This is a genomic window from Billgrantia sp. C5P2 (genome assembly GCF_051062895.2).
On the sequence record NZ_CM128542.1, the window covers coordinates 3340682 to 3364879 of the forward strand.

The window sequence follows — 24198 nt, forward strand, 5'->3', positions numbered from 1 at the left end:
CGCGGCACTTGTCGCGGCCAAGCATGATTCATTTCCCGCCTACCGCGCACAAGTTCCCGGCCTCCACTCAAGGAGACCGAGACCATGGCAGTACTCAACGCTACCCGTCGCCTGCTGGATGCCGTGCGCACCCACTACGCCAATCGCCGTCGTGACGCCTCGCTGCGCGACTGCGACCCACGCATGCTCAAGGACATCGGCCTGCGCTGGGAACGCGGCAAGCTGGTGGCGATCCACCCGGAGCGTCTCGCTTCCGGCAAGGCACACGCAAGCGCCAGTGCCGACAGCAAGCCCAGCGCAACCGAAAGCGTGCGCGATGTCTGTCCCCGCTGCGGAGCGCGCCTGGCTTAGCCATGGCCCCGGTCACAGGACGTGACCGGGGCCTTCCCCCCGCCCGCTGGCTCACCGAGACAGCGGGCGATCCAACGCACGCAGCAGGGCATCGTCGCGCTCGTAGATGTCGGGACGGAACGAGAGTTCGCCGTCATCGCCGGGATTCACCGTCCAGTAGTGGATGATGATGGGCATGCGATGGGTCAGGCGCACGTTTTGTGTCTCCTCGCTTTCTATTCGCTGCTCCACGTCGTGACCGCTGCGAGTATCGTCGAACAACAGCTGGCCCAGCTCGCGAATGTTCTCCACGCGGATGCAGCCGGAACTGAAGGCGCGCTGCTCGCGAGAGAAGAGACTCTGGGACGGCGTGTCGTGGAGATAGACCATGTGATCGTTGGGAAAGCGGATGACGAGTTGACCCAAGGCATTCTGCGGCCCCGGAGCCTGGCGCAAGACGATGTTGCCAGGGTTGTTCCAGTCGATTTCCCAGGGGTCGAGGGGCGCGCCCGACGGGCTCAGCACCTGGATCCTCTCGCGCCACAGATAGCCGAGATCCTGCCGCACCCGGGGCAATACATCCTCGCGCTTGATCGTGGGCGGTATCGTCCAGGTGGGGTTCACCTTCATGTGGGTGATTTCCGAACGTAGCGAGGGCGTGCGCCGATAGGGCTGACCCACCACGATACGCGAACGCCAGATCTGGCCGTCAGGGCGATAGTAACTGAGCCGGTAGCCGGCGATGTCGACCAGCACGAAAGACTCCGGCAACCCGTGCAGCAGCCAGCGGGCACGCTCCATGTTGAGGCGAATCTGGTCGATACGACGCTCTACCGGCACGTTGAGTGCCGCCAGAGTCTGACGCCCGATGACCCCATCCGCTTCCAGCAGGTGCCGACGCTGGAAGCGCTTTACCGCGGCCTCGAGGCTGGCATCGTAGAGACGCGGATCAGGCGCCTCGAACTCCCCTCCGGGAAAGATGTCGTTATCGGCGATCAATATCTCGAGTTCACCGACGACCGCTAGACGCTCGCGTAACAGCGGGACATCTTCGTCGACGTCCCCCGGGCGCAGCGCACGCTCCCGCTCCGGCAGGCGCGGCCAGCCGCCCAGTTTCTCGATGTTGCGATAGCGCGCCAGTCCCGAGCGCAGCCGCTGGTAGGGGATGAAATCCGGCCGCACTTCACCGATGAGTGCCTCGAATCTCTGCTGATCCACGGCACTGGACACCGCCTCGAGGGAGTAATCGGGGGGCGCCACCGGCACCTCCCAACCGGTATCGAGCGATTCGGGATCGACCTTGCCGCGCTGCAGATGATCGAGTGACAGTAGTAGCTGCCGCGTGGCAAACAGATCGTATTGCGCCTGCGCCTCGATATCGGCGCCATCCTCATAGACCGCTCGATGCCGATTCCTCAACTCGTCCGGGCGATAATCGCGGGGGTGGAGCCCATCGCTTTCGAGGGTGTGCAACGCCGAGGTGAACGCCGCCACGGTGTCGGCGTCCTGCCATGCCGGGCGATAGTCACGCAGGGCATAGAAGGCCTGCATTCGCGCCCCTTCCGAAGCCGCCTGACGGGCCAGTTCGCCCACTACGCCCGGCTCGTCTTCCCAGGCTCTTGCGGCCTCCCCCTGCTCCGCCCAGGCCTGAGGCACGAGGCCAAGCAGCAGCATCAACATTCCCATCCATGTAATAACCCGCATCTGTTGCTCCTGCTCCGTTGATGGCTGGTCTGGTCTTCCTGGCCGCTCCCTTCATAATAAGGTCTGGTACATGGCTGCCAGTCAGCCGGGTCCGTTTACCTGATTTTACCTTTTTATATTTCTGCGAGAGGTATCTGCCGCTCGCGGTGCCAACGTACAGGCATGTTCGATGCGCTTTCTACCGACCCTGCGACTTCCGCTATCGACCCTGGCCACCTCCCTGATGGTCACTCTCTCCAGCGCCCTTTCCACCGTCCACGCCGGTGATTTCCTGGCCCAGGCAGGCCTCTCTTACCCGGCCTCCGCGCCGTTGGCCCAGACCCTGACTCGCCTCGCGCCGGCCGCCGACCCGCAGGTGCTGCAACTGGCCGCCAACGCCCTGGCCTGCGCCGAGCCCGATGCCGAGCGCTTGGCGGTGATCGACTTCTCGCGCCCTTCCACCGAGCCACGCCTGTGGGTCTTCGACCTGTCGGAGGAGCGGCTGATGTTCGAAGAGCTGGTCTCCCACGGCCGCGGCTCGGGCGATGCCGAGGCCACGCTGTTCTCCAACACCCCCGAAAGCTACCAGTCGAGCCTGGGCTTGTTCCGCACCATGAACAGCTACTACGGCAGCAACGGCTACTCGCTGCGACTGGAAGGGCTGGAAAACGGCGTCAACGACCTGGCCTACCAGCGCGCCATCGTGATCCACGGCGCCGACTACGTCAGCGAGTCCTTCATCCAGAAAACCGGCCGCCTGGGCCGTAGCCACGGCTGTCCGGCGGTACGCCAGGAAGTGACCTACCCGCTGATCGATAGTATCAAGGAGGACCACTATCTGTTCGCCTACTATCCCGACCCCGAGTGGCTGGAGAACTCCGCCTTCCTCAGGTGCGACCAGGCTCCCACGCAATTGGCCATGCACTGAGCCTTTCGCCCCACCCTTTCCCCCCGGTTTTTCTCTTTCAAGCCTTACTCTTCAAACTCCCCTGCGGCACCAGCAGGGGGCATTCTTCTGCGGCGCTGCACCATTCCTACCACATCGGCACTCCTCCCCGATACCTCCCGTCAGGCTCCAGCGCACCACAACTGAATGTTTTAAAAGAACAAGCCAACGATTTGGCAAATAGGTTGCTTGATATAAATCAAATGCTGGGTAGGCGTGGACCAGGCTTCTCGACGGAAGCACGAGTGCGTCAGACCTGACCTTCAACGGAGAAGGGCGAACTCACGTATCGGCAATCCGTACGAGGTCATAGCCCATGGAAATTCGCAACAAGGCGAACCGCATTCGCCTCCTGAACCTGCGCACGCCCCAGATGCGCGCCTTCCACTTCTCCTGGTTCGCCTTCCACCTCTGCTTCTTCGGCTGGTTCGGCATCGCCCCGCTGATGGCCGTCGTGCGCGACGACCTGGGGCTGACCAAGACCCAGATCGGCAATACCATCATCGCCTCAGTGGCCATCACCATTGTGGTACGTCTGGTGATGGGCGTGCTCTGCGACCGCATCGGGCCGCGCAAGGCCTACACCTGGCTGCTGTGCCTGGGTTCGCTGCCGGTCATGGGCATCGGCCTGGCCTCGAGCTTCGAAACCTTCTTCCTGGCGCGCCTGGCCATCGGCGCCATCGGTGCCTCCTTCGTCATCACCCAGTACCACACCTCGGTGATGTTCGCGCCCAACGTGGTCGGCACCGCCAACGCCACCTCGGCCGGCTGGGGCAACCTGGGTGGCGGCACCACACAGATCCTGATGCCGCTGATCTTCTCCGGCATCCTGATGCTCGGCGTCAACGAGGCGCTCGGCTGGCGCCTGGCGATGCTGGTCCCAGGCGTGGTGCTGTTCTTCGCCGGTATCGCCTACTACCGCTTCACCCAGGATGCCCCCGACGGCAACTTCAGTGAGCTGCGCGCCCGCGGCGAACTCCCCGAAGCCAATGGCGAGCATGGCATGGGTGCCAGCTTCAAGACCGCAGCCAAGGATATCCGGGTGTGGGCCCTGTTCGTGGTGTATGCCGCCTGCTTCGGCGTCGAGCTGACCATCAACAACATTGCCGCCATCTACTTCTTCGACAACTTCGACCTGACACTGGCCACCGCCGGCATCATTGCCGGCCTGTTCGGGTTGATGAACATCTTCGCCCGCACGCTGGGTGGCATCTTTTCCGACCTCTTCGCACGTAACGGCGGGCTCAAGGGCCGCGTGCGCTGGCTGTTCATCGCCATGCTCTGCGAAGGTATCGCGCTGATGTTCTTCTCGCAGATGCACGTGCTGACACTGGCCATCGGCATCATGCTGGTGTTCAGCCTGTTCGTGCAGATGGCCGAAGGCGCCACCTTCGGCGTGGTGCCCTTCATCAACAAGAAGGCGCTGGGAGCGGTAGCCGGCATCGTCGGGGCCGGCGGCAACGCCGGCGCCGTAGCGGCCGGTTTCTTGTTCCGCTCGGAGACGATCTCTTATCAGCAGGGGCTGTTCTATCTCGGCATCGCCGTGATCATCGCCTCGCTGTGTGCTCTGGTCGTGCGCTTCTCGCCCGAGGTCGAAGCCGAGGAAGCCAAGGCCTATACCGATGCGGTGGGCGATGATACCGGCGCCGGTGCCCTATCGCTGCGCTGAGCGAAAGCCGCCCGGCAGTCACTGCCGGGCGGCTGAACGATCACCACCAGATAACGGCGTCTGCCCAGGTTCCCGTGACGATGTCATGCGAATCCGGGCAGGCGCCGTTCCCTATAGCGGGGTCTCACGCTTTCTCGACTGTGACGCTCATGCCCAGCAGCAGGAAGGAGAGCGTCTTGCCGTGGCCATCCAGGTTGAGGGCACCGTTGACCCCGCCCTGCAGCACGTCGTCGATCACCAGGTTCATGCCGGCAAGGCCCGGCATCAGGTAGCGGCGCACGCGACTCGCCCCCCGATGAGCGAACAGCGCCAGCACCCGTTCCTCGGTGACCTGTTCCACCAACGTCTCGTAGTGGTGCGGCTCGAAGGCGAACAGCGCCAGGTTGAGCCGGTCGCCCTTGTCGCCGGCACGGGCGTGGGCCAGGTGATGCAGCGGTATCTCGCGCCCGTCGTTAAGGTTTGCGGCCAGGTTCGCTTCAGCGGGTGACATCGGCGGCGCTCCTCTCGTTGGCCATCTTCGTCTCGAAAAGAGTGGCATCGAACAGGGTGGCGAAGGCTTCCACGTCGCTACGCTTGGCCAGGTAGGAGGCGGTGCACACGCGGCGCTGGAACTGGCGACGCACCCCGCCGCCGCCGGCCGGGCCGGCGCAGTAGAGCGCCAGCAGTTCCTGGGTAGCGCGCTCCACCCAGCGCCGTTCGGCGTGCTCGACGGCCAGGCGCAGGCGGTAGTCGCCGCTGGCGCTCGCCGGCATCGTGCGCTGCAGGTCGCCGGCATCGCTGTCGAACACGCTGGCGTGACCGACGATGTCCAGCCGCGAGCGCAGCTCCGGCGGCGCACGGAAGGTCAGCCGCTCGCGCAGGACCTCGGCGGCCAGCCGGGCACGGGCCAGGGCGTTGGGTCCGGCGTAGGAGATCTCCGCCTCGCCCTGCCAGCCACCCTCGTAGCAGACAGTGGTCTTGAGCCGCTGTGGAGCCGGCTTGCCGCGGATGCCGGTTACCGCCACCCGGTCGGGACCGATCTCCTCGACCCGCACGGAGGAGAGGTCCACCACCACGTCGGGGGTCAGATAGTTGGCCGGGTCGTGCACTTCGTAGAGCAACTGCTCCTTGACCGTGCGCTCGGTGACCATGCCGCCGGTACCGGCGGGCTTGGTCACCACCAGGCTGCCGTCCTCCTCCACCTCGATGATCGGGTAGCCGACCCGCGCCAGGTCCGGCACCTCCTTGCAGCCGGGGTCGGCGAAGTAGCCTCCCGTGACCTGGGCACCGCACTCGCCCAGGTGGCCGGCCATCATGCCGGCGGCCAGTCGGTCCCAGTCGTCCCAGGCCCAGCCGAAGTGGTGCACCAGCGGGGCCAGGAACAGCGCCGGGTCGGCCACCCGGCCGCTGACCACCACCTCGGCACCGAGCCCGAGCGCCTCGACCAGAGGCGCCGCGCCGAGGTAGACGTTGGCCGAGATCAGCGCCTCCTCGCCGGGTAGCTCACGGTTCTCCGCCTCCCAGCGCTGCAGCTCCAGCTCGCCCAGGCGTGCACGGATGTCGTCGCCGTGCACCCGGCCGATTCTAGCCCCGCCCCGCTCGGTGCGCGCGGCCAGCTCGGCCACTACACGGCAGGCGCCCTCCGGGTTGGCCGCACCGAAGTTGCCGAGGATGGCGATGCCGTGGCGCAGGCAGTCGTCGAGCACTGGCGCGAGCAGTTCTTCTAACAAAGGCTCGAAGCCCGCCTGCGGGTCGTCACGCATGGCGCGGTGGGCCGCCGCAAGGGTGCGCTCGCCCAGGGTCTCGAAGAGCAAGGCGGAGGGCTGGCCGCGGCGGATCAGTTCGGCTACCACCGGAATTGCCGCATCGGTACGATCACCGGAGAAGCCGGCCCCACTTCCCAGCAGAAAGGTCATGGGTGGGTCTCCTTGGCCGGCATGCCGTGGCTATTCGATGTCTTCTCGCGCGTGGCGTCCGCCGCCAGGCGCTGGCGCCTTCTGGCAAAGAGCGCCACCAGCACCAGCAGCGCGCCGGCCGTGGTCAGCCAACCGGGAATCAGCGCCAGGCCCACCACCAGCACGAGCCCGGACACATCCATAAGCCGGTGGCCGGTCATTGCCACCCGCGACATCAGCGCGGCGAAGGCGACCACGAACACCACACCCTGGGAGCTGGCCAGCAGGATATCGACGGCACTGCCGAAGCCCGCCAGGGCCGGGTAGATCAGCAGCAGGAAGGGGATCACGTAGATCGCCGCCGCCAGGCGCACCGCCTCGCCGGCCGCCGGCAGCCAGTTGGTACCGGCGATGCCCGCCGCAACGAACACCGCCACGCACACCGGCGGCGTAATGACGGAGAGCGTGGCGAAGTAGAACACGAACAGGTGGGCGATCAGCGGCTCGACGCCGATGGTGGTGAGTGCCGGCGCCAATACCGAGGCCACCAGCACGTAGGCCGCCGTGGTGGGGATGCCCATGCCCAGGATCAGGCACACGCCACCGACGATGAAGGCCACCAGGAACAGCGACTCTCCCCCAACGTTGACGATCAGGCTGGCCAGGGTCACGCCGATGCCGGTCATGCCGATCATCGCCACCAGCATCTGCGCTCCGGCCAGCAGCACGCCGATGATCACCATGCCCTTGCCGGCATCGATCAGCCCCGAGAGCAGCTTGCCGGCGATCTCACGCAGCGGCCGGCGCGCCAGCAAGGCGAAGGGCACGAAGGTCAGCACCGTCATCAGGATGCCGTAGAAGGCCGCCATCTGGATCGAACGCCCCGACAGCACGCCGTAGAAGAGCCCGCCCAGCGCCGCCAGGATCGGCACGATCCGCTCCGGACGCAGCACCTCGGGCCAGCTCGGCAGCTCCTCATCGGGCACCACCTGCAGATTGCGACGCCGCGCCACCAGGTGGATGGTCAGGAACACGCCGAGATAGAACAGAATCGCCGGCAGCAGCGCAGCGAGCGCGATGCGCAGGTAACTCTCGCCGAGGATCTCGGCCATGATGAAGGCCGCGGCACCCAGGATCGGCGGCGCGATCTGGCCACCGGTGGACGCCACCGCCTCCACCCCCGAGGCGAAGGGCGCCGGATACTTGAGCCGCTTCATCATCGGAATGGTGAAGTTTCCGGTAGTGGCCACGTTGGCCACGGCACTGCCGCTGACCATGCCGAACAGCCCCGAGGCCACGGTAGCCACCTTGGCGGCACCGCCCGGCGAGCGGCCGCTGATGCGCAGCGCCAGGTCCATGAAGGTCTGGCCGCCACCGGTATGCAACAGCAGGCAGCCGAACAGCACGAAGGCGGCGATGGTAGTGGCGGCTACGCCGACCAGCATGCCCCACACGCCCAGGTCACCCAGGTAGAGCGTCTCGGTGATGAAGTAGAGATCGAAGCCGCGATGCCCCAGCGGCCCGGGAATCGCCGCCCCTAGCCAGGCATAGGCCAGCCCCGCCAGCACCAGCAGCGGGAAGATCGCGCCGATGGCGCGCCGGGAGAGTTCCAGCACCGTCACCACCAGCACGCCGGTGAACAGCATGTCCTGCGGCGTGGCCCAGGGCAGCTCGACGAGAATCCGTTCATGATTCATCGCCACGTAGCCGCAGGCCAGCACCGTGCCGACGGCCAGCACCAGGTCGACGCCAAGCCCCAGTGGCCGCCAGCGCTTGCCCGCGCCCAGCGGATAGAGCGTCAACCCCAGCAGGATCACCAGCGCGAGAAAGATGGCCCGCTGGATCAGGCTCTCGAAGGGGCCGGTCGCCGAGGTGTAGAGGATCAGCCCGCCCAGTGCGAGGGCCAGCAGCTTGGTCAGGTTCTCGCGCATGACAATCGCCTCCTGGCGTTACTCGACGGGCTGCAGGGCGTCGGGAATCTCCAGGCCCTGCTCTTCGAAGTAACGCGCCGCGCCGGCATGCAGCGGCACGGTGCCGACCTCCAGGGTCATCTGTGCCAGGTCCTCGTCACGTACCGCCGAGAAGGCATTGGCCTGGGGCTCGGGGTTCTCCATCACCGCCTTGACGATCTGGTAGGCGGTCTCCTCGTCGAGGTCCGGGTGGGCATGCACGGCGACGCCGAAGGCCCAGGTGGTATAGGCCGGGATGCCTTCGCCGGCACCCTCGGGAATATCGACCACGGCCAGATCGGGCATCTCGGCACGCAGGGTCTCGGCCTGCTCGCCCGTGAGCGACAGCACATTGACCGGCGTGAAGGTGGCGATATCCATGGTCGAGCCGTCGAGCTTGTTGCCGACCCCGGACTTCACGTAGCCCATGATGCGGCCGTCCTTGATCGAATCGACCACGTCGGTAGTCGAGCCACGCACGTAGTCGGGTGAGATACCGAGTGCCTCGAGCACCGCTTCGGTGGTGCTCTCGGTAGCCGAGCCGGTAATGCCCGGATTGAAGCGCACGCCGTCGAGTTCCTCCAGAGTGGAAACGCCGGCATCCTCGCGTATCACCACGTTCTGGGGCGCCACGGTATAGACCCACAGCAGGCGGCTGTCGACCGGGCGGCCGTCGAAGTCGTGCTGCCCCGCATAGGCGTGGTAGCCGGTGTTGGTGGTCACCAGCCCCATGTCGATCTGGCTACGGCTCAGGCGGCGCAGGTTATCGACGGTGGCGCCGGTTTCCGCCACCGAGGCGCTGACGCCATCGACCTGATTGTTGATGATCTGGTTGACGGCGACGAAGTAGCCGTAGTGGCTCGATGAGCTGGAGGTCGAGCCGATCAGCAGGCGCTCCTGGGCTTGTACGGCAGCGGCGGAAAGCAGGGCGGTACTAGCCATGGCGGCCAGCAGGGTTTTCGTGGTTGGCTTCATGAGTGGCTCCTTGGGCCCGGGCTTGCGGGCTTGTTGTTGTCGTGTCTCACACGGGAATAGCCCCGCACGGTCAGCATGGTGCGACACGTATATTTTGTATATTGAATAGTTTTTAACTTGTGTTTTACTTTCTAAATGAAACCCAACATCAAGCAGCTTCGTGCCTTCGTCGCCGTCGCCCAGTCGAGCAGCCTGGCCGAGGCCAGCGAGCGCATCCACCTTTCACAGCCGGCGATCTCCATCGCCCTGCGCAAGCTGGAGGAAGCCGTCGGCGGCGCGCTGTTCTCGCGTACCGCGCGCCAGCTCAGCCTGACCCCCGAGGGCAAGGCCTTCCTACCGGTGGCGATACGCCTGCTCAACGACTGGTCCGAAGCCTTCGAGGACCTCGAGGAGCGCTTCTCCAAGCAGCGCGGCAAGGTCACCGTGGCCGCCCTGCCCACCCTGGCGGCAGGGCTGCTGCCCGGTATCATCGCTACCTTTCACGCCCGCTACCCGCGCATCAATATTAGCCTGCACGACGTGCTCGCCGAGCAGGTCAGCCAACTGGTGCGCGAGGGTCGCGCCGACCTGGGGCTGTCGGTGGCCCCCCACGACACCGAGGAGCTCTCCTTCGAGCCGGTGCTGGTGGATCGCTACGTGGCGGTCTGCCCCAGCGGGCATCCGCTGCTCGAACAGCAGAGCGTGCGCTGGTCGCAGTTGGCCGGCTACCCCTTCATCGGTATCAGCCGTCTTTCCAGTTCGCGCCAGGACATCGACCGCATCATGGCCGAGGTCAGCGCACCGCTTGCGATTCTGTGCGACACCAGCCAGATCGCCACCGTAGGGCGTATGGTGGCCGCCGGCCTCGGTATCAGCGTGCTGCCGCGGCTCAGCTTTCGCCAGATCGCCACCGACGGCATCGACTACCGGCCGTTGACGGCTCCCGACGTCGAGCGCCCGCTGGGCATCGTCATGCGCCACCGCCATCCGCTCTCCGCCGCTGCCGCGGCGCTACGTGTGCTGATTCAGGAGGCAACACTGGATTCGAGCAGCTAGACCTTGCTGAGACGCTATGCTGGGAAAGAACCCTGACCCTCAGGAGCAGCCAGTGGCTGAGCCCAATAGCGTGATCGCCTTCTATGACGAGCGCACCCTGTCCCACCAGCCTGATTCCGAAGCCCCTTTCCTGCCAGGTCGCATGGATAAGCGTGTGCGCGAACTGCTCTCGGCACTCAAGGTACCCTGGACCTATCCGGAACACGCCGGCCGGCTGAGTGCCATCCACCATCTTCTGGAACTCGAACCGGTTGCCGGCGTTAGGTTTGAAACAGGAAAGGCAGCCACCCGCGAGCAGCTGGGGCGCGTCCATACCAGTTCCTACCTGGACCATGTCTACGACCTGCGCGGCCAGAACGCCTGGCTCGACGTCGACACCACTGCCGTCTCTCCCGGCAGCGTCGACGCGGCGGAGGTCGCCGCCGGCACGACCATCGCCGCGGTGGAAGCCGTCATCCAGGGGCGAAGCCAAAGCGCCTTCGCCGTGGTACGCCCCCCCGGCCACCACGCCGAACCCGTTCGTGCCCGTGGCTTCTGCCTGTTCAACAATGTGGCGGTGGCAGCGGCCCATGCCAGGGCCGAGCTTGGCTGCGAACGCGTATTGATCGTCGACTGGGACGCCCATCACGCCAACGGCACCCAGGACATCTTCTGGGCCGACCCCAACGTGATGCTCTTCGATATCCATCGTGCCTCTCCCTTCTATCCCGGCACGGGCAACCTCGAGGATGTCGGCGTGGGCCTCGGCGAGGGTACCACCGTCAATGTGCCCATGCCGGCGGGCGCCGGCGACCAGGCCTACCTCAAGGCCTTCGAGGAGATACTGGTCCCCGCGGCGAACTGGTTCCAGCCGGACCTGATTCTGGTCTCGGCCGGCTTCGACCCCCATCCGTTCGACCTTGCGCTCAACGTCTCCTATGAAGGCTTTGCCGTCATGACCCGCATGCTGCAGACGCTGGCCCACCAGCATTGCGATGGACGGCTGGTCTTCGTACTGGAAGGCGGATATCACTTGCTCTCCCTGTCTCGCGGCGTGAGGACGGTGCTGGCGGTATTGGCCGGGGGAGAAGCCCCCACGCCCGGGCTCATCGGCGTTGCCGAAGCCCAGGCGGCGGCCGCCTTCCACCGTCAAGCGTTCACCTCGGAGGATCCCGACTCACCACCTTGACAGGCACACATGGCGGCGTCGCATACGGGCGCCATGAGGCTGCGAACCTTCCCGGTGAAGGCTATCCTTCGCCATGAAGATCATTTCCATGCTCGACGGAGGGAAGTTCATGAAAGACGGAATGAATGCACGCGGCAGCTGCCTGTGCGGCGCGGTGAAAGTCGCCGTGGCGGTCAACAAGCAGAACGTCGGCGCCTGCCACTGCGACATGTGCCGCACCTGGGGCGGCGGCCCGCTGCTGGCACTGGAGTCGGTCAGCGATGTCGAGATCGAAGGCGAGGAGAACATCACGGTCTATGCCTCTTCGGACTGGGCCGAGCGTGGCTTCTGCCGGCGCTGCGGCACCCACCTCTTCTACCGCCTCAAGGACGGCAATCACTACGCCGTTCCGGTCGGCCTGGTCGACGGCGGCGAGGCGTGGAACTTCGATTCGCAGATCTTCATCGACCAGAAACCGGCGTTCTACCGCTTCGCCAACGAGACCCGCGACATGACCGGGCAGGAAGTCTTCGACGCCTATCAGGGCAGCTGACCCCAGGCAACATTCGGCAACGTGCCAAGCCGCCATACTGCGCTACAGTATCGCTACCAACGACATGACATGGAGCTGTTCAATGCCCATCTCCGTAGGCGACAAGATCCCCGAGGTGAAGATCAAGACCATCAGCCCCGACGGCCCCGTAGACATCACCACTAACGAGATTTTCTCCGGCAAGCGGGTGGTGCTGTTCGGCGTACCGGGCGCCTTTACGCCCGGCTGTTCCAACACCCACATGCCCGGCTTCGTGATCAAGGCCGACAAGGTGCTGGAGAAGGCCGACACCCTGGCCTGCATGGCGGTCAACGACGCCTTCGTGATGCGCGCCTGGCAGAAGGACCAGAACGCCGAGGCGATCCTGATGCTGGCCGACGGCAACGCCGAGCTGACTCGTGCCCTGGGCATGGAGAAGGATTCCAGCGCTGCCTGCATGGGCATTCGCTGCCTGCGCTTCGCGCTGATCGCCGAGGATGGCGTGGTGTCATACGTCGGCATCGACACCGAACGCGGCGTGGTCGACAAGAGCAGCGTCGACACCGTACTCACTCACCTTTAGGGCTCTCGCTTCCCTGCAAGGCTCTAAAGCCCCGTTTGCTAAAGCTTCCTCCCTTTCCGCCGATATCCCAGTTGAGGCCGTTTCGGCACCATGCTTCACCGGGAAGGGAGTAAGCTGCATGGAAGACGTGACGCAGGACGCCGCACCCGCCAGGCTGCTTCTGGTCGATGACGAGCCCAATGTGCTCTCCGCCCTGACACGGATGCTGCGCCTTGAAGGGTATGCCCTGCATACCGCCAAGGGTGGTCAGGAGGCCCTGGAAATCCTCGAAAGCGAGCCCATCGACCTGGTCCTGAGCGATGCGCTCATGCCGGGCATGGACGGTATCGAACTGCTTGCCCGCGTCCAGCAGCAGTGGCCGGAGTGCCAGCGCCTGCTGCTGACCGGCCAGTGCGACCAGGCCTCCACCATACGCGCCATCAACGAGGGCCACATCTACGGCTACCTGGCCAAGCCTTGGGACGATGAAAGGCTGCGCCTGACCCTGCGCCAGGCACTCCAGCACCAGCAATCCCAGCGTGAACGGAAGCGGCTCGAGGCGCTGACACGCGCCCAGAACCGCGAACTCACCGAACTCACTGCCACCCTGGAGCAACGCGTCGAGGCGCGTACCCAGGAGCTCAAGCAGACCGCCGACATGCTGGAGGTGGCCTTCAACGAGCTTCGCCAGAGCTATGTCACGGCAACCCGAGTCTTCTCGTCGCTGATCAATCAACGTCTTCCACCACGCTTCCAGACCAACGCCAAGGTCGGCGTTTTGGTCCAGGCCTTCGCCGAGGAGCTCGGCCTCGACGAAACGCAACAGCATGACCTGCAGATGGCCGCCGCCCTCTACAACCTTGGCAAGCTCGCCTGGAACGATCAACTGATCGTCACCCCCACTGAGCGGCTCTCGGTCCAGCAGCGCGAGAGCTATCGCCGCTATCCGACCACCGGCGAGAGCCTGCTGATGGCCCTGGATCACATGGAAGGGGCGGCAAAGCTGATTCGCCACCACCGCGAGCACTGGAACGGCAACGGTTTCCCCGATCGCCTGAAGGGTGAAGCCATCCCCAACGGCGCCCGGATACTGGGGCTCGCCGTGGACTTCATCGAACTGCAGCGCGGCATGATCCTGCCGCGCCAGGTGCCTCGCCCCCAGGCGCTGGAACTGCTGCGCAAGTTCGCCGGACGTATCTATGAACCCAGCTTGTGCCGAGCCTTCGTCACGCTCTGCCTCGACAAGGCGCCGGATCTCGAGAACCACGGTCGAGCGGTGTTGGCACTGGAGACCCGTCAGCTCAAGCCCGGCATGGTCCTGGCCCAGGACATTCACTCCGTCAATGGTTTGCTGCTATTGCATGAGGGCAAGCAACTCGACGCCCACCTGATCGACAAGCTGATGCGACTCGAGGAGGTCGAGGACAGGCGCTACACCGTACTCGTTTATCGTGACGGGAAGGACGATGAGTGAACCCCTGGAGCTTCAACTGGCACGATGCCGTCAGCAAGTCGAACATCTCGAGGCGCGCCTGACCGGGCTGCTCGAGAGCATCACCGACGGCTTCATGATGATCGACCGGGAGTGGCGGTTCAGCTACGTCAACCAGGCCGCAGAACGCATTGTTCGAAGAACCCGCGACGATATCGTCGGCCAGGTACTGTGGCAGGTCTTTCCCGAGGTTACCGGCACCCTTTTCGAGCGCGAGTACCGTCGGGCCATGACCGATTCGGTATCGGTCACCTTCGAGGAGTACTACCCGGAACTCGACCTGTGGCTGGAAGTGCATGCCTACCCCTCCGAAGAGGGGCTGGCGGTCTATTTCCAGGACATCGGCCGGCGCAAGCGAGTCGAGGAACGGCTGGCCTATCATGCCGATCATGATGCCCTGACCGGCCTGGCCAACCGCTCGATGCTGGAGAGACGACTGCAGCAGAGCTGTCTCCCCTCGCAAGGACACGCCCGTCGCATCGCCTTGCTCTACATCGACCTGGACGATTTCCAGTCGATCAACGACAGCCTCGGTCATGAGCTGGGCGATCGCGTTCTCGTCGAAGTCGCCGCAAGGGTGCAGCAGCAGGTACGGCGCAGCGACACCGTGGCCCGTCTCGGCGGCGATGCCTTCGTCGTGCTGCTGCCCGAGCCGGATGACGAGACGGTCGTCGTCGAGCGCCTGCTGGCGGCCATCGCCAGGCCCTACCGCCTCGACGAGCACGAGCTACACCTCACCGCCAGCATCGGTATTGCCGTGCACGAAGGGGGCAGTCCTTCCACTCAGCTCATCCAGCAGGCCGACCTCGCCATGTACCAGGCAAAGCGGCGAGGGCGCAACACCTACGACTGGTTCTCGTGCGAGCTCAATACTCGGGTAAGCCAGCGTGTGACACTGCGCAGCGCCCTGCAGCGTGCCATCGACGAGCAGCAATTCGAGCTGCACTACCAACCTCAGGTGCACGGCGCCAGTGGCCGCATCGTGGGGTGCGAGGCGCTGTTACGGTGGCGGCATCCCGAGCGCGGCTTCATCCCACCGGCCGAGTTCATCGGGCTTGCCGAGGACACCGGGCAGATCATTGCCATCAACGACTGGGTGGTTCGCACCGCCTGTCGCGACAACCGCCGACTCAACGACCTCGGGCTGGGCGAGTACCCGATGGCGGTCAATATCTCGCCGATGCAGTTCCACCGTAGCGGCTTCGTCGAGCGCATTCAGGAGATGCTGGACGAAGCCGGGCTCCCCCCGGCCCTGCTGGAACTGGAACTGACCGAGAACATCATGCTCGAGAGCGCCGACCAGGCCATCGAGACCCTGCACGCGCTGCGCCGTCTCGGGGTCGGGGTGGTGATCGACGACTTCGGCACCGGCTTCTCCAGCCTGAGCTATCTGAAACACCTGCCCATCGACAAGATCAAGATCGACCGTTCCTTCATCAGCGAAGTGACCAGCGACCATCGGGATGCCGCCATCGTCCAGGGCATCATCACCATGGCCAACAGCCTGCAGCTCAAGGTCATCGCCGAAGGCGTCGAGACGCAAGCGCACTATGCCTACCTCAGCAAGCACCTGTGCGATCTCTTCCAGGGCTTCTACTTTGCTTATCCCATGCCCTTCGAGGAGCTTCTTCCCTTCCTGCAGGACCACCATGCCGCGGCAAATGACCTCCGCCCCGAGGACCATGGCGTCGTCGCGCCGACGATCCTGCTGCTCGATGACGAAGCCAATATCCTGAGCGCCCTGAACCGCACCCTGCGCCGCGACGGGTATCGTATCCTGACAGCCACCAGCGCGCGGGACGCCTTCGACCTGCTGGCCACCCAGGAGGTGGCACTGGTCATCAGTGATCAGCGCATGCCCGAAATGAGCGGCACGGAATTCCTCAAGCGGGTGAAGGCCCTCTATCCGCAGATCCTGCAGATCATCCTTTCGGGGTACACGGACCTGAAGACCGTGACGGAGGCCATCAACGAGGGCGGCATCTACAAGTTTCTGACCAAGCCCTGGGACGACGACGAACTTCGGCTCGTCGTGCAGCAAGCCATCCGCGATGCCGCCCTGCAGGACGCCAGGAACCGACGACAGGGGCAGGATGGCCACACCGGCAGCGACACCTGACGCTCATTTCGCTGCCCACCCTTCACTGCCCCAGCACGTCGATGTCGTCGCCGAGCACGTCCTCGATATAGAGCATCTGCACGGCCACCACCGCAGCCACGGCAATAGGCGTCGCCAGCATGACCCCTGCCACCCCCGCCACCGCTGCTCCTGCGAGCTGGACCACCACGGTAAAGGCCGGCGGCAGGCTGACCATTTCCCTGGCCGCCAGCGGCATGACGATATTCGACTCCAGCGTCTCGATGATCACATAGAGCCCGATGGCGTAGAGCGCCAGCACGGGCGCTTCGAGAAAGGCGATCAGTATCGTCGGGATGGCGCCGAGAATCGGCCCCAGGTACGGGATGAAGGAGAGCAAACCCGCGATCAGCCCCAGCGCGCCCGCCATCGGCACGCCCATCAACATCAACCCGAGGGCAACGCCAACACCGACGAACAGCATGGAGATCAGCCGGCTCACCAGCCACAGCCGCAGCGAACGCCCCTGCAGGCTCAGCACCTGGCGCAGTCGCTCGCGTCGAGCTGGCGGGCACAGCAATACCAACCGGTTCATGTACTCGCGCGGGCTGAGTACCAGGTAGAAGCCGATCAACAGGACCAACAAGAAATTCGTGAGCGCGCTGAAGGTGGTGGAAAACGCAGAGGTGACGCGATCGAACACCGGCTGACCGAGCAAGCTGGCGGGATCGTCGAATTCCTGCAGGACCGCTTCGACGCCTGGCAGGTCATGCGTCACTTCGATGAGCCGCCGAAAGGCCTCAGGGAGTTGCTGCACCAACTGTGGAAGCTGCTCCGCCAGGCGCGGACCGACCAGTGCCCCAAGCCCGCCCAATGCCAGGAAGATCAGCAACAGCGCCAGCACCAGGGCCCAGAGTCGCCTGATCGGCAGGTAACGCTGGCACAAACGCACCACGCCATCGATCGCCACCGCCGCCAGGATGCCGGCAAAGACCATCAGCAGCACATGGATGAGCTTGCTGGCGAAGTACAGCAATACCGCCACGAGGGCCACGAGCCCGATGGCGATCATCACGCGCCGGGTATAGCGCGAAAGCGTTTCGGTGCCGCTGTCCTTGTCGGCCATACCTGCTCCTTGCCTGCTGCGGCAACTGCCGCGTCGCGCCAATCCTGGCGCCTTGCAGATTCAGCCTAGCAGATGCCGAGACTCACTCGAGCAGCAGCACGAGCACGAGCAGTGCCAGCAGTGCGGCCACGCCCTTCCAGAACAGCACGGGGTCGCGGTCGATCAGTGGCGGGCGGGTCCGGGCGAGGAATTCGCGGCTCGGCTGGCGCAGCTCGTGCACGAACTCCGACAGCGCATCGAAGCGCTTCTCGGGCATGGGGTGCAGCGCCTTCCTGAGTACCTCGTCGACCCAGGCCGGGAGTTCGCGGTTGGCGGCCAGCGCGGAGCGATAGCTCAATCGCCGCTGCGCCGCGCGGGTACGCGCCTGGGCCACCTGGGTCCCGTAGGGAAGCTCCCCGGTAAGCAGCTGATAGGCGATCACGGCCAGCGAGTACAGGTCCGAGCGTGGCGTGGCCGGCTCGCCCAGGAAGCACTCCGGCGCGGTGTACGCCAGCGTACCCAGCGGCACCTGCCCCGTTTGCGCCGAAGCAGACTCGACCAGTCCACCCACGCGCACCGACCCCAGGTCGATGATCTTCACCGTGCCGGTGGCATCGATCATCACGTTATGCGGCCGCAGGTCCTGATGCACCATCTCCAGGCGATGGAAGGCGCGTAGCCCCCGTGCCAACTGCTCGACGAGGCCGCGCACCGTCTCCAGGGCCGGGCGCGGATGGTCGCGCAGCCACTGGGCCAGGGTCTGCCCCTCGATGTACTCCGTCACGCTGTAGAGATATTGGCGACGACGCTCCGAGCGGTGCGGCTTGACGACATGCGCGCTGTCGATGCGCCGGCCGATCCACTCCTCCATCAGGAAGCGTTCCACCTGGGCGGGGTCCTGCTGGAGCTCGGTGGACAGCGTCTTGATCACCACCCGCTCATCGCTGGCTTCGTCCACCGCCAGGTAGGCGTGGCTGCGGTGGCTGGCATGGAGCTGCCTGACGATGCGATACCCCTCCAGCGCCATGCGCGGCGCGAGGGCCGGCGGAAACGGCAGCGACACCGCCCCCGAGGCGACCTCGCCGGCCCCTGGCGGTGGTGCTTGCTCGACCCGCACCACCTGCACCGTCAGGTTGTCGTCGCTGCCCTGGGCGTAGGCCTCCTGCACGATGGCGGCGGCAGCGGCGTCCAGGTCGTCTTCGTGCTCGGCCAGCGCCGCCAGCATGGCCGCCTCGCCGGCGTGCTCGTGGACGCCGTCGGTCATCAGCAGGAAGATCTCACCCGCCGCGACGGGCAACGCCAGGTAGTCGATCTCGAGCTGCTCGCTGACACCCATCGCCCGGCTGAGATAGCTTCTGTCGGGAGCCACCCAGGCGCGGTGCTCACGGGTCAGCGGCTCCAGGCTGCCACCGACAAGCCGATAGAGCCGCGCATCGCCGACGTGGAAAACGTGCGCCGTGGCGGAGCGCAACACCAGCGCGGTGAAGGTGCAGACGTAGCCGCGGTCCTTGTCCCAGCGGTATTCGCTGCGCCGGGTCTGGGCGTGCAGCCAGGAGTTGGTCGCCACCAGTACCCGCTGCGCCGAGGTCTTCACCGTCCAGCTTTCGGCGGTGGAGTAGTAATCCTCGATGAACCCTTTCACCGCGGCTTCGCTGGCGACCCGGCTCACTTCGCTGCTGCTGATGCCATCGGCCAGCGCCACCACGATGCCCTTGCTCGAAAGCTGCGGTTCGCGGGGCACGTAGGCGCCGTGGAAGTCCTGGTTGACCGCCTTGCGCCCCGCCTCCGAGCACTGGCCCAGCGACACCTGCAACGTTCGGCCGGGTTCGAAAGCCGACATCTCAGATATCGCGCAGCGGCGCCGTGCGCACGTGGGTGGCGTAGAGCGTCAGCCCGGTCAGCGACAGCCCGCCGATCAGGTTGCCCACCACCACGGGGATCTCGTTCCAGATCAGGTAATCCGCGATCGAGAAGTCGCCGCCCATCATCAGCGCCGAGGGGAACAGGAACATGTTGACGATGGAGTGCTCGAAGCCCATGAAGAAGAACACCATGATCGGCATCCACATGGCGATCACCTTGCCGCCCACCGTGGTCGAGATCATCGCCCCGACCACGCCGAGCGAGACCATCCAGTTGCACAGGATGCCGCGGATCAGGATGGTCAGCATGCCCGCCGCGCCGAACTCCTTGTAGCCCACGGTACGGGCATGGCCGATACCGGCGATCTTCTGTCCCACCTCGTCCGGCGGCGTGGCGAAGCCGTAGGTGAAGACGATCGCCATCAGCACCGCCACCGTCAGGGCGCCGGCCAGGTTACCGCAGAAGACCTTGCCCCAGTGGATCAGGATCCTCTCGATGGTGACGCCGGGGCGCCGGTCCAGCCAGGCCAGCGGCGTGAGCACGAACACGCCGGTCAGCAGGTCGAAGCCCATCAGGTAGAGCATGCAGAAGCCGACCGGGAACAGCGCGGCGCCGAGGATGGCCGAACCGGACTGCACCGTGATGGTGACGGCGAACACGGCGGCCAGGGCCAGGATGGCCCCGGCCATGAAGGCGCGAATCAGGACGTCCCGGGTGGCCATGTGGAGCTTGGACTCGCCGGCGTCCACCATCTTGGTCGCGAATTCCGAAGGAAGCAGATAGGACATAGTGTTCTCGACGCTCGAGGCGTTTCTCCGTGTCGTAACTGGCGCGACAAACGCAAAGGCGCCTGAAGCTCTGGAGCTTCAGGCGCCTTTGCCTGTGTTCGTCGCGTTGTCGTGGGCCTGCGTAGCCGGGCAGCGGGATCGTCGTTGAACCCGCCGGCCCGCCTGCATTGGCAGCAGAGCCCTGTCATGAACAAGCACGTTACGTGCCAATCCATTGACGACTCCGAGAAATAAGCCACCAGAAGGCAACCGCGGAGGGTTTCAGGCGATGCCGCCAGCCATCGGTATTCGGCGACCGCCGGTCAGAGAGGCGCTACGCCCCGGCGAGATCGGCCACGTCGGTGCATCCCGGGGCGCCGTCGCTCACTCTTGGTGCAGCGCAACGTCGCGCCTTTCCAAGACAAGATAATGCACGGCTCAGCGCGGCGTGTGGCCCTCGCCCTGCTCGCCCTGGATAGACGCCGCCGCGGCCGGGCTGGTCGCGACCATGCGCACCACGCTGCCGACCACGATCAGGCAGGGTGAGGGCAGCGGCTTGGCGGCGAGCTGTTCAGGCATGTCGGCCAGGGTGCCGACCAGCGAGGCCTGCTCGGGCAGGCTGGCGTTGGCCACCAGCATGATCGGCCAGTCGTCGGGTAGCCCGGCGCGACGCAGCCCGGTGCAGATGGCATCGACCTTGGTCAGGCCCATATAGAAGATCAGCGTCTCGTCCTGGCGCGCCAGGGTGGCCCAGTCGGGCTCGCCATCCTTGCGGCACAGCTGGGCGGTGATGAAGCGCAACTGCTGGGCGTGGGCGCGGTCGGTAAGCGGAATGCCCATGCCGGCCGCCGCCGCCGAGGCGGCGGTAATGCCCGGTACGATCTCGGCCTCCACGCCGGCCTCGGCCAGCGCAGCGAGCTCCTCGCCCATGCGCCCGAACACGCCGGGGTCGCCGCCCTTGAGGCGCACCACCGACTTGCCCTGCCCCGCCAGCTTCACCAGCAGCGCGCCGATCTCGGCCTGGGGCACGCTGTGGTGGCCGCGCTCCTTGCCCACATAGTAGCGCTCGTGGCCGGCGGGAATCAGCGCCAGCACGTCGTCGCCCACCAGGCGGTCGTAGACCACCGCGTCGGCCTGCTGCAGCAGGCGGGCGGCCTTGAGCGTCAGCAGCTCGACGTCACCGCTGCCCGCCCCCACCAGGTAGACGCGGCCGGCATGGCAATCGCCGTCCAGGGTCACGGTCGGCGCGGCAACGCGGGTGGATCGCCCGAACGGCGAGCGCACGATATGCCCCAGGCCGTGCAGCCGCGAGAAGGCGGCCTGCAGCAGCTCAGGCGACAGCATTGTCTTCAAGTGGCTCAGCGCTCGCATGGGCCTTCTCCTCTTCGATAAGCGATTTCAGCTCGGGAATGCAGCTTCCGCACTGGGTGCCACAGGCCAGCCGGGCGCCCAGCGCCTCGACGCTGTCGTCGCCTTCGCGTATGGCCCCTAGGATAGCGCGTTGGCCCACCTGATGGCAGCTGCAGACCACCGGCCCCTGGTTGACGGCACCGTCGTCGCAGCCGGCCAGCAGGCGCCGACGATGCGGCGGTGCCAGCCCTTCCCCGTTGGCAGCCTCAGCGAAGCGCGCGGCCAGCCAGCTCAAGTTGGGCAGTTCCCTGGGCGCCCCCGTCATGAACCACCAGCGCAGGCGGCCCGCCTCATCGACCCCTGCGGCGCGCAGGCGGCCGCTGGCGGGGTCGGTGCACCACAGCGTGGGTGCCACCGGCAGCTCAGCTTCCAGCCAGGCCAGCCAATCACGAAGCGCTTCCGGCTCACCGCCGGCCAGCTGCCAGCGCTGGCAGTCACCCAGGGGAATGCGCGCCCAGTAGTGGCTCTCGTCGCACCAGGCCGCTTCCGCCACGCCCAGGTCGTCGGCCACCAGCAGGGTGGCCTCCCAGCCCAGTTGCAGCGGCTCCAGCGCCACTGCGCCGTGTTTGGACTCCGGCTGGCCGGAGATCGGGTCCAGGTGTGCCTCGAGCAACCCGCCCATGCGTGCCGACCCGCTGAAGTGGTCGCTCCAGTGCATCGGCACGAACACCTCGCCGCGGCGCTGCCCGCGCGTCACCCGCACTCGGCCGATGTAGCTGCCGCCGGCGCCGTTCAGCCGGGCCAGCGTATGCTCTTCCACGCCCAGCTCGGCGGCATCTTCCGGGGCGATCTCGATGAACGGCTCGGCACGGTGGTTCATCAGCCGCGGCGCTCGCCCGGTACGGGTCATGGTGTGCCACTGGTCGCGAATGCGCCCGGTATTGAGCCGCAGCGGCCGCGCGACGTCCAGTGCCTGGGCCGGCGGGCGCGGGCGTACCGGCAGCATCCGCGCGAGGCCGTCCGGCGTGGCGAAGCGGCCATCGGTGAACAGCCGGGCGGTGCCGTGGGGGGCGGCGGCGTTCACCGGCCACTGGATCGGCGCCAGGGCGTCGTAGGCGGCGCGGTCGAGCCCGACCAGGCCGGAAATGTCGAACAGCCGACGGCCCTCGCCGGGGCCTTCACCGTTCTCGAAGCCCGAGAGCCTGGCGTGCTCGTCGAAGATCTCGCCGGGATGGCTGTAGTCGAAGGCCTCGCCGAAACCCAGCCGCTTGGCCACCTCGCAGACGATCCACCAGTCGTGGCGCGCCTCCCCCGGTGGCGGCAGGATGCCGCGCTGGCGCGATATGCGCCGCTCGGAGTTGGTCACGGTGCCGTCCTTCTCCGACCAGCTCGAGGCCGGCAGCACGATATCGGCATAGGCCAGCAGGTCGGCGTCGGCCATGCACTCGGAGACGATCACCAGCGGGCACTTCTCGAGTGCCGCACGCACCCGGTCTGCTCGCGGCAGGCTCACGGCCGGGTTGGTGGCCATGATCCACAACGCCTGCACCTCGCCGCGCTCGATCGCCTCGAACAGCGCCACCGCCTTGTGGCCGGGGCCATCGGGCAGCGACGGCACCAGCCGCTCGGTGGCCCAGAACCGCGTGACGCGATCCCGCGCGCCGGGGGTGTCGTAGTCCATGTGCGCGGCCAACTGGTTGGCCAGCCCGCCCACCTCGCGCCCGCCCATGGCGTTGGGCTGCCCGGTGATCGAGAACGGCCCGGCCCCGGGCAGGCCGATCTTGCCGCCCGCCAGGTGACAGTTGATGATGGCATTGCCCTTGTCGGTGCCGCTGGTGGACTGGTTCACGCCCTGGGAGAACAGCGTGACCACGTGCAGGTGGGTGGCGAACCAGTAGAAGAAGGTTTCCAGGCGCTCGGCATCGACATCGCAGTCCGCGGCGATGGCTTCCACACCGGCATCCTGCTCCCGCGCCGCGGCCAGCGCCTCGTCGAAACCCTGGACATGGGCTTCCAGGTAGACCCGGTCGAGCTTGTTGCGCTTGGCCATCCACGCCAGCAGCCCGGTGAACAGGCGGGCATCGCTGCCCGGCCTGAGCCCCAGGTAGAGGTCGGCGATCTCGCAGGTGTCGGTGACCCGTGGGTCGATCACCACCACCCGCAGCAGCGGGTTGCGCTGCTTGGCCACCTTGAGCCGCTGGTAGAGCACCGGGTGGTTCCAGGCCAGGTTGGAGCCCACCAGTACCACCAGCTCGGCCTCTTCCAGGTCCTCGTAGCTGCACGGCACGGCATCGGCGCCGAAGGCGCGCTTGTGGGCAGCCACGGCCGAGGCCATGCACAGCCGCGAATTGGTATCCAGGTGCGGCGTGCCGAGAAAGCCCTTGAACAGCTTGTTGGCGACGTAATAATCCTCGGTCAGCAGCTGCCCCGAAAGGTAGGCGGCGACCGCCTGGGAGCCGCGGGTGGCCCGCACCGCCGTGAGCCGCTCGGCCACCGTGGCCAGCGCCGTCTCCCAGTCCACCTCGACGCCATCGACCCGGGGCCGGGTCAGGCGGCCATGGTGGCCCAGCGTCTCGTGCAGGGCCGAGCCCTTCACACACAGCCGGCCGAAGTTGGCCGGATGCTCCGGGTCGCCCTGTACGTCGACGATCTCGCCGTTGTCGACGCTGGCCAGCACGCCACAGCCGACGCCACAGTAGGGGCAAGTGGTTCGGGCCTCGCGCATGTCCATCTCCTGTCTCGTCGTTCGCGAAACGACGACGCCCGCCAACGGCCATCCCAAGGGGTGGCGGTTGGCGGGCGTCGTTGCCGCTTGGGGCGCTGAACGGTGCGCTCCCTTTGA

Annotated in this window: 19 protein-coding genes; 9 read left to right on the forward strand and 10 right to left on the reverse strand. The window is 66.1% G+C overall.

All coding sequences use genetic code 11. The features are described from left to right. Positions 1-84: 84 nt before the first annotated feature. Positions 85-351 carry a hypothetical protein gene (locus tag ACRWQA_RS15355; RefSeq protein ID WP_263583048.1) on the forward strand — a complete coding sequence of 89 codons (267 nt, stop codon included), beginning with the start codon at positions 85-87 and terminating at the stop codon, positions 349-351. Positions 352-402: 51 nt separating this feature from the next. On the opposite strand, the gene ACRWQA_RS15360 is transcribed toward ACRWQA_RS15355, so the two are convergent. Beyond that, a complete protein-coding gene (locus ACRWQA_RS15360) occupies positions 403-2034 on the reverse strand; it encodes a L,D-transpeptidase family protein (RefSeq protein WP_434228104.1) in 1632 nt (543 codons plus the stop codon). A gap of 169 nt (positions 2035-2203) precedes the next feature. On the opposite strand from ACRWQA_RS15360, the gene ACRWQA_RS15365 reads away from it, so the two are divergent. Then, positions 2204-2941 carry a murein L,D-transpeptidase catalytic domain family protein gene (locus ACRWQA_RS15365; protein ID WP_263583046.1) on the forward strand — a complete coding sequence of 246 codons (738 nt, stop codon included), beginning with the start codon at positions 2204-2206 and terminating at the stop codon, positions 2939-2941. A gap of 334 nt (positions 2942-3275) precedes the next feature. Further along, entirely contained in the window at positions 3276-4628 is a 1353-nt protein-coding gene (locus ACRWQA_RS15370) for an MFS transporter (protein ID WP_263583045.1), read from the forward strand. A gap of 124 nt (positions 4629-4752) precedes the next feature. On the opposite strand, the gene ACRWQA_RS15375 is transcribed toward ACRWQA_RS15370, so the two are convergent. Genes ACRWQA_RS15375 through ACRWQA_RS15390 form a run of 4 tightly spaced genes read right to left on the reverse strand, consistent with a single transcriptional unit; the run spans position 4753 to position 9426 of the window. Continuing rightward, positions 4753-5118 (reverse strand): AtuA-related protein, encoded by a 366-nt coding sequence (locus ACRWQA_RS15375; protein ID WP_263583044.1) that lies wholly within the window; start codon positions 5116-5118, stop codon positions 4753-4755. Next, positions 5105-6523: an acyclic terpene utilization AtuA family protein gene (locus ACRWQA_RS15380; RefSeq protein WP_434228107.1), complete on the reverse strand. Its 1419-nt coding sequence runs from the start codon at positions 6521-6523 to the stop codon at positions 5105-5107. The genes ACRWQA_RS15375 and ACRWQA_RS15380 overlap by 14 nt, the downstream gene beginning before the upstream one ends. Next, positions 6520-8433 (reverse strand): TRAP transporter permease, encoded by a 1914-nt coding sequence (locus ACRWQA_RS15385; RefSeq protein WP_434228109.1) that lies wholly within the window; start codon positions 8431-8433, stop codon positions 6520-6522. The genes ACRWQA_RS15380 and ACRWQA_RS15385 overlap by 4 nt, the downstream gene beginning before the upstream one ends. A gap of 18 nt (positions 8434-8451) precedes the next feature. Further along, positions 8452-9426 (reverse strand): TAXI family TRAP transporter solute-binding subunit, encoded by a 975-nt coding sequence (locus ACRWQA_RS15390; RefSeq protein WP_263583041.1) that lies wholly within the window; start codon positions 9424-9426, stop codon positions 8452-8454. 135 nt (positions 9427-9561) lie between these two features. On the opposite strand from ACRWQA_RS15390, the gene ACRWQA_RS15395 reads away from it, so the two are divergent. The 6 genes from ACRWQA_RS15395 (at position 9562) to ACRWQA_RS15420 (ending at position 16313) form a co-directional block, all read left to right on the forward strand. Further along, the gene (locus ACRWQA_RS15395) at positions 9562-10461 is read left to right on the forward strand and encodes a LysR family transcriptional regulator (RefSeq protein WP_434228111.1); all 900 of its coding nucleotides are present in this window, start codon (positions 9562-9564) and stop codon (positions 10459-10461) included. A gap of 52 nt (positions 10462-10513) precedes the next feature. Continuing rightward, positions 10514-11629 (forward strand): histone deacetylase family protein, encoded by a 1116-nt coding sequence (locus ACRWQA_RS15400; protein WP_434228113.1) that lies wholly within the window; start codon positions 10514-10516, stop codon positions 11627-11629. 109 nt (positions 11630-11738) lie between these two features. Beyond that, complete coding sequence (locus tag ACRWQA_RS15405; protein WP_434228115.1) at positions 11739-12161, forward strand: GFA family protein; 423 nt, start codon at positions 11739-11741, stop codon at positions 12159-12161. 82 nt (positions 12162-12243) lie between these two features. Further along, positions 12244-12723: a peroxiredoxin gene (locus ACRWQA_RS15410; RefSeq protein WP_434228116.1), complete on the forward strand. Its 480-nt coding sequence runs from the start codon at positions 12244-12246 to the stop codon at positions 12721-12723. A 118-nt stretch (positions 12724-12841) separates the two neighbouring features. Continuing rightward, positions 12842-14176 (forward strand): response regulator c-di-GMP phosphodiesterase, NosR family, encoded by a 1335-nt coding sequence (gene nosR, locus ACRWQA_RS15415; protein WP_434228118.1) that lies wholly within the window; start codon positions 12842-12844, stop codon positions 14174-14176. Further along, positions 14169-16313 carry an EAL domain-containing protein gene (locus ACRWQA_RS15420; protein WP_434228120.1) on the forward strand — a complete coding sequence of 715 codons (2145 nt, stop codon included), beginning with the start codon at positions 14169-14171 and terminating at the stop codon, positions 16311-16313. The genes nosR and ACRWQA_RS15420 overlap by 8 nt, the downstream gene beginning before the upstream one ends. A 22-nt stretch (positions 16314-16335) precedes the next feature. Here the strand turns inward: ACRWQA_RS15420 and ACRWQA_RS15425 are convergent, their stop codons facing one another. From ACRWQA_RS15425 to ACRWQA_RS15445, 5 genes are all read right to left on the reverse strand, one after another. After that, positions 16336-17397 carry an AI-2E family transporter gene (locus ACRWQA_RS15425; RefSeq protein ID WP_434228122.1) on the reverse strand — a complete coding sequence of 354 codons (1062 nt, stop codon included), beginning with the start codon at positions 17395-17397 and terminating at the stop codon, positions 16336-16338. A gap of 82 nt (positions 17398-17479) precedes the next feature. Then, entirely contained in the window at positions 17480-19216 is a 1737-nt protein-coding gene (locus ACRWQA_RS15430) for a bifunctional protein-serine/threonine kinase/phosphatase (protein WP_434228123.1), read from the reverse strand. A gap of 1 nt (position 19217) precedes the next feature. Next, the gene (locus tag ACRWQA_RS15435; protein WP_263583032.1) at positions 19218-20027 is read right to left on the reverse strand and encodes a formate/nitrite transporter family protein; all 810 of its coding nucleotides are present in this window, start codon (positions 20025-20027) and stop codon (positions 19218-19220) included. A gap of 417 nt (positions 20028-20444) precedes the next feature. Continuing rightward, entirely contained in the window at positions 20445-21377 is a 933-nt protein-coding gene (gene cobA, locus ACRWQA_RS15440; RefSeq protein WP_263583031.1) for a uroporphyrinogen-III C-methyltransferase, read from the reverse strand. Continuing rightward, on the reverse strand, positions 21337-24081 hold the full coding sequence (locus tag ACRWQA_RS15445; protein ID WP_434228125.1) for a nitrate reductase: 2745 nt from the start codon (positions 24079-24081) through the stop codon (positions 21337-21339). Before ACRWQA_RS15445 ends, cobA begins: the two co-directional genes overlap by 41 nt. Between the last annotated feature and the right edge of the window lie 117 nt (positions 24082-24198).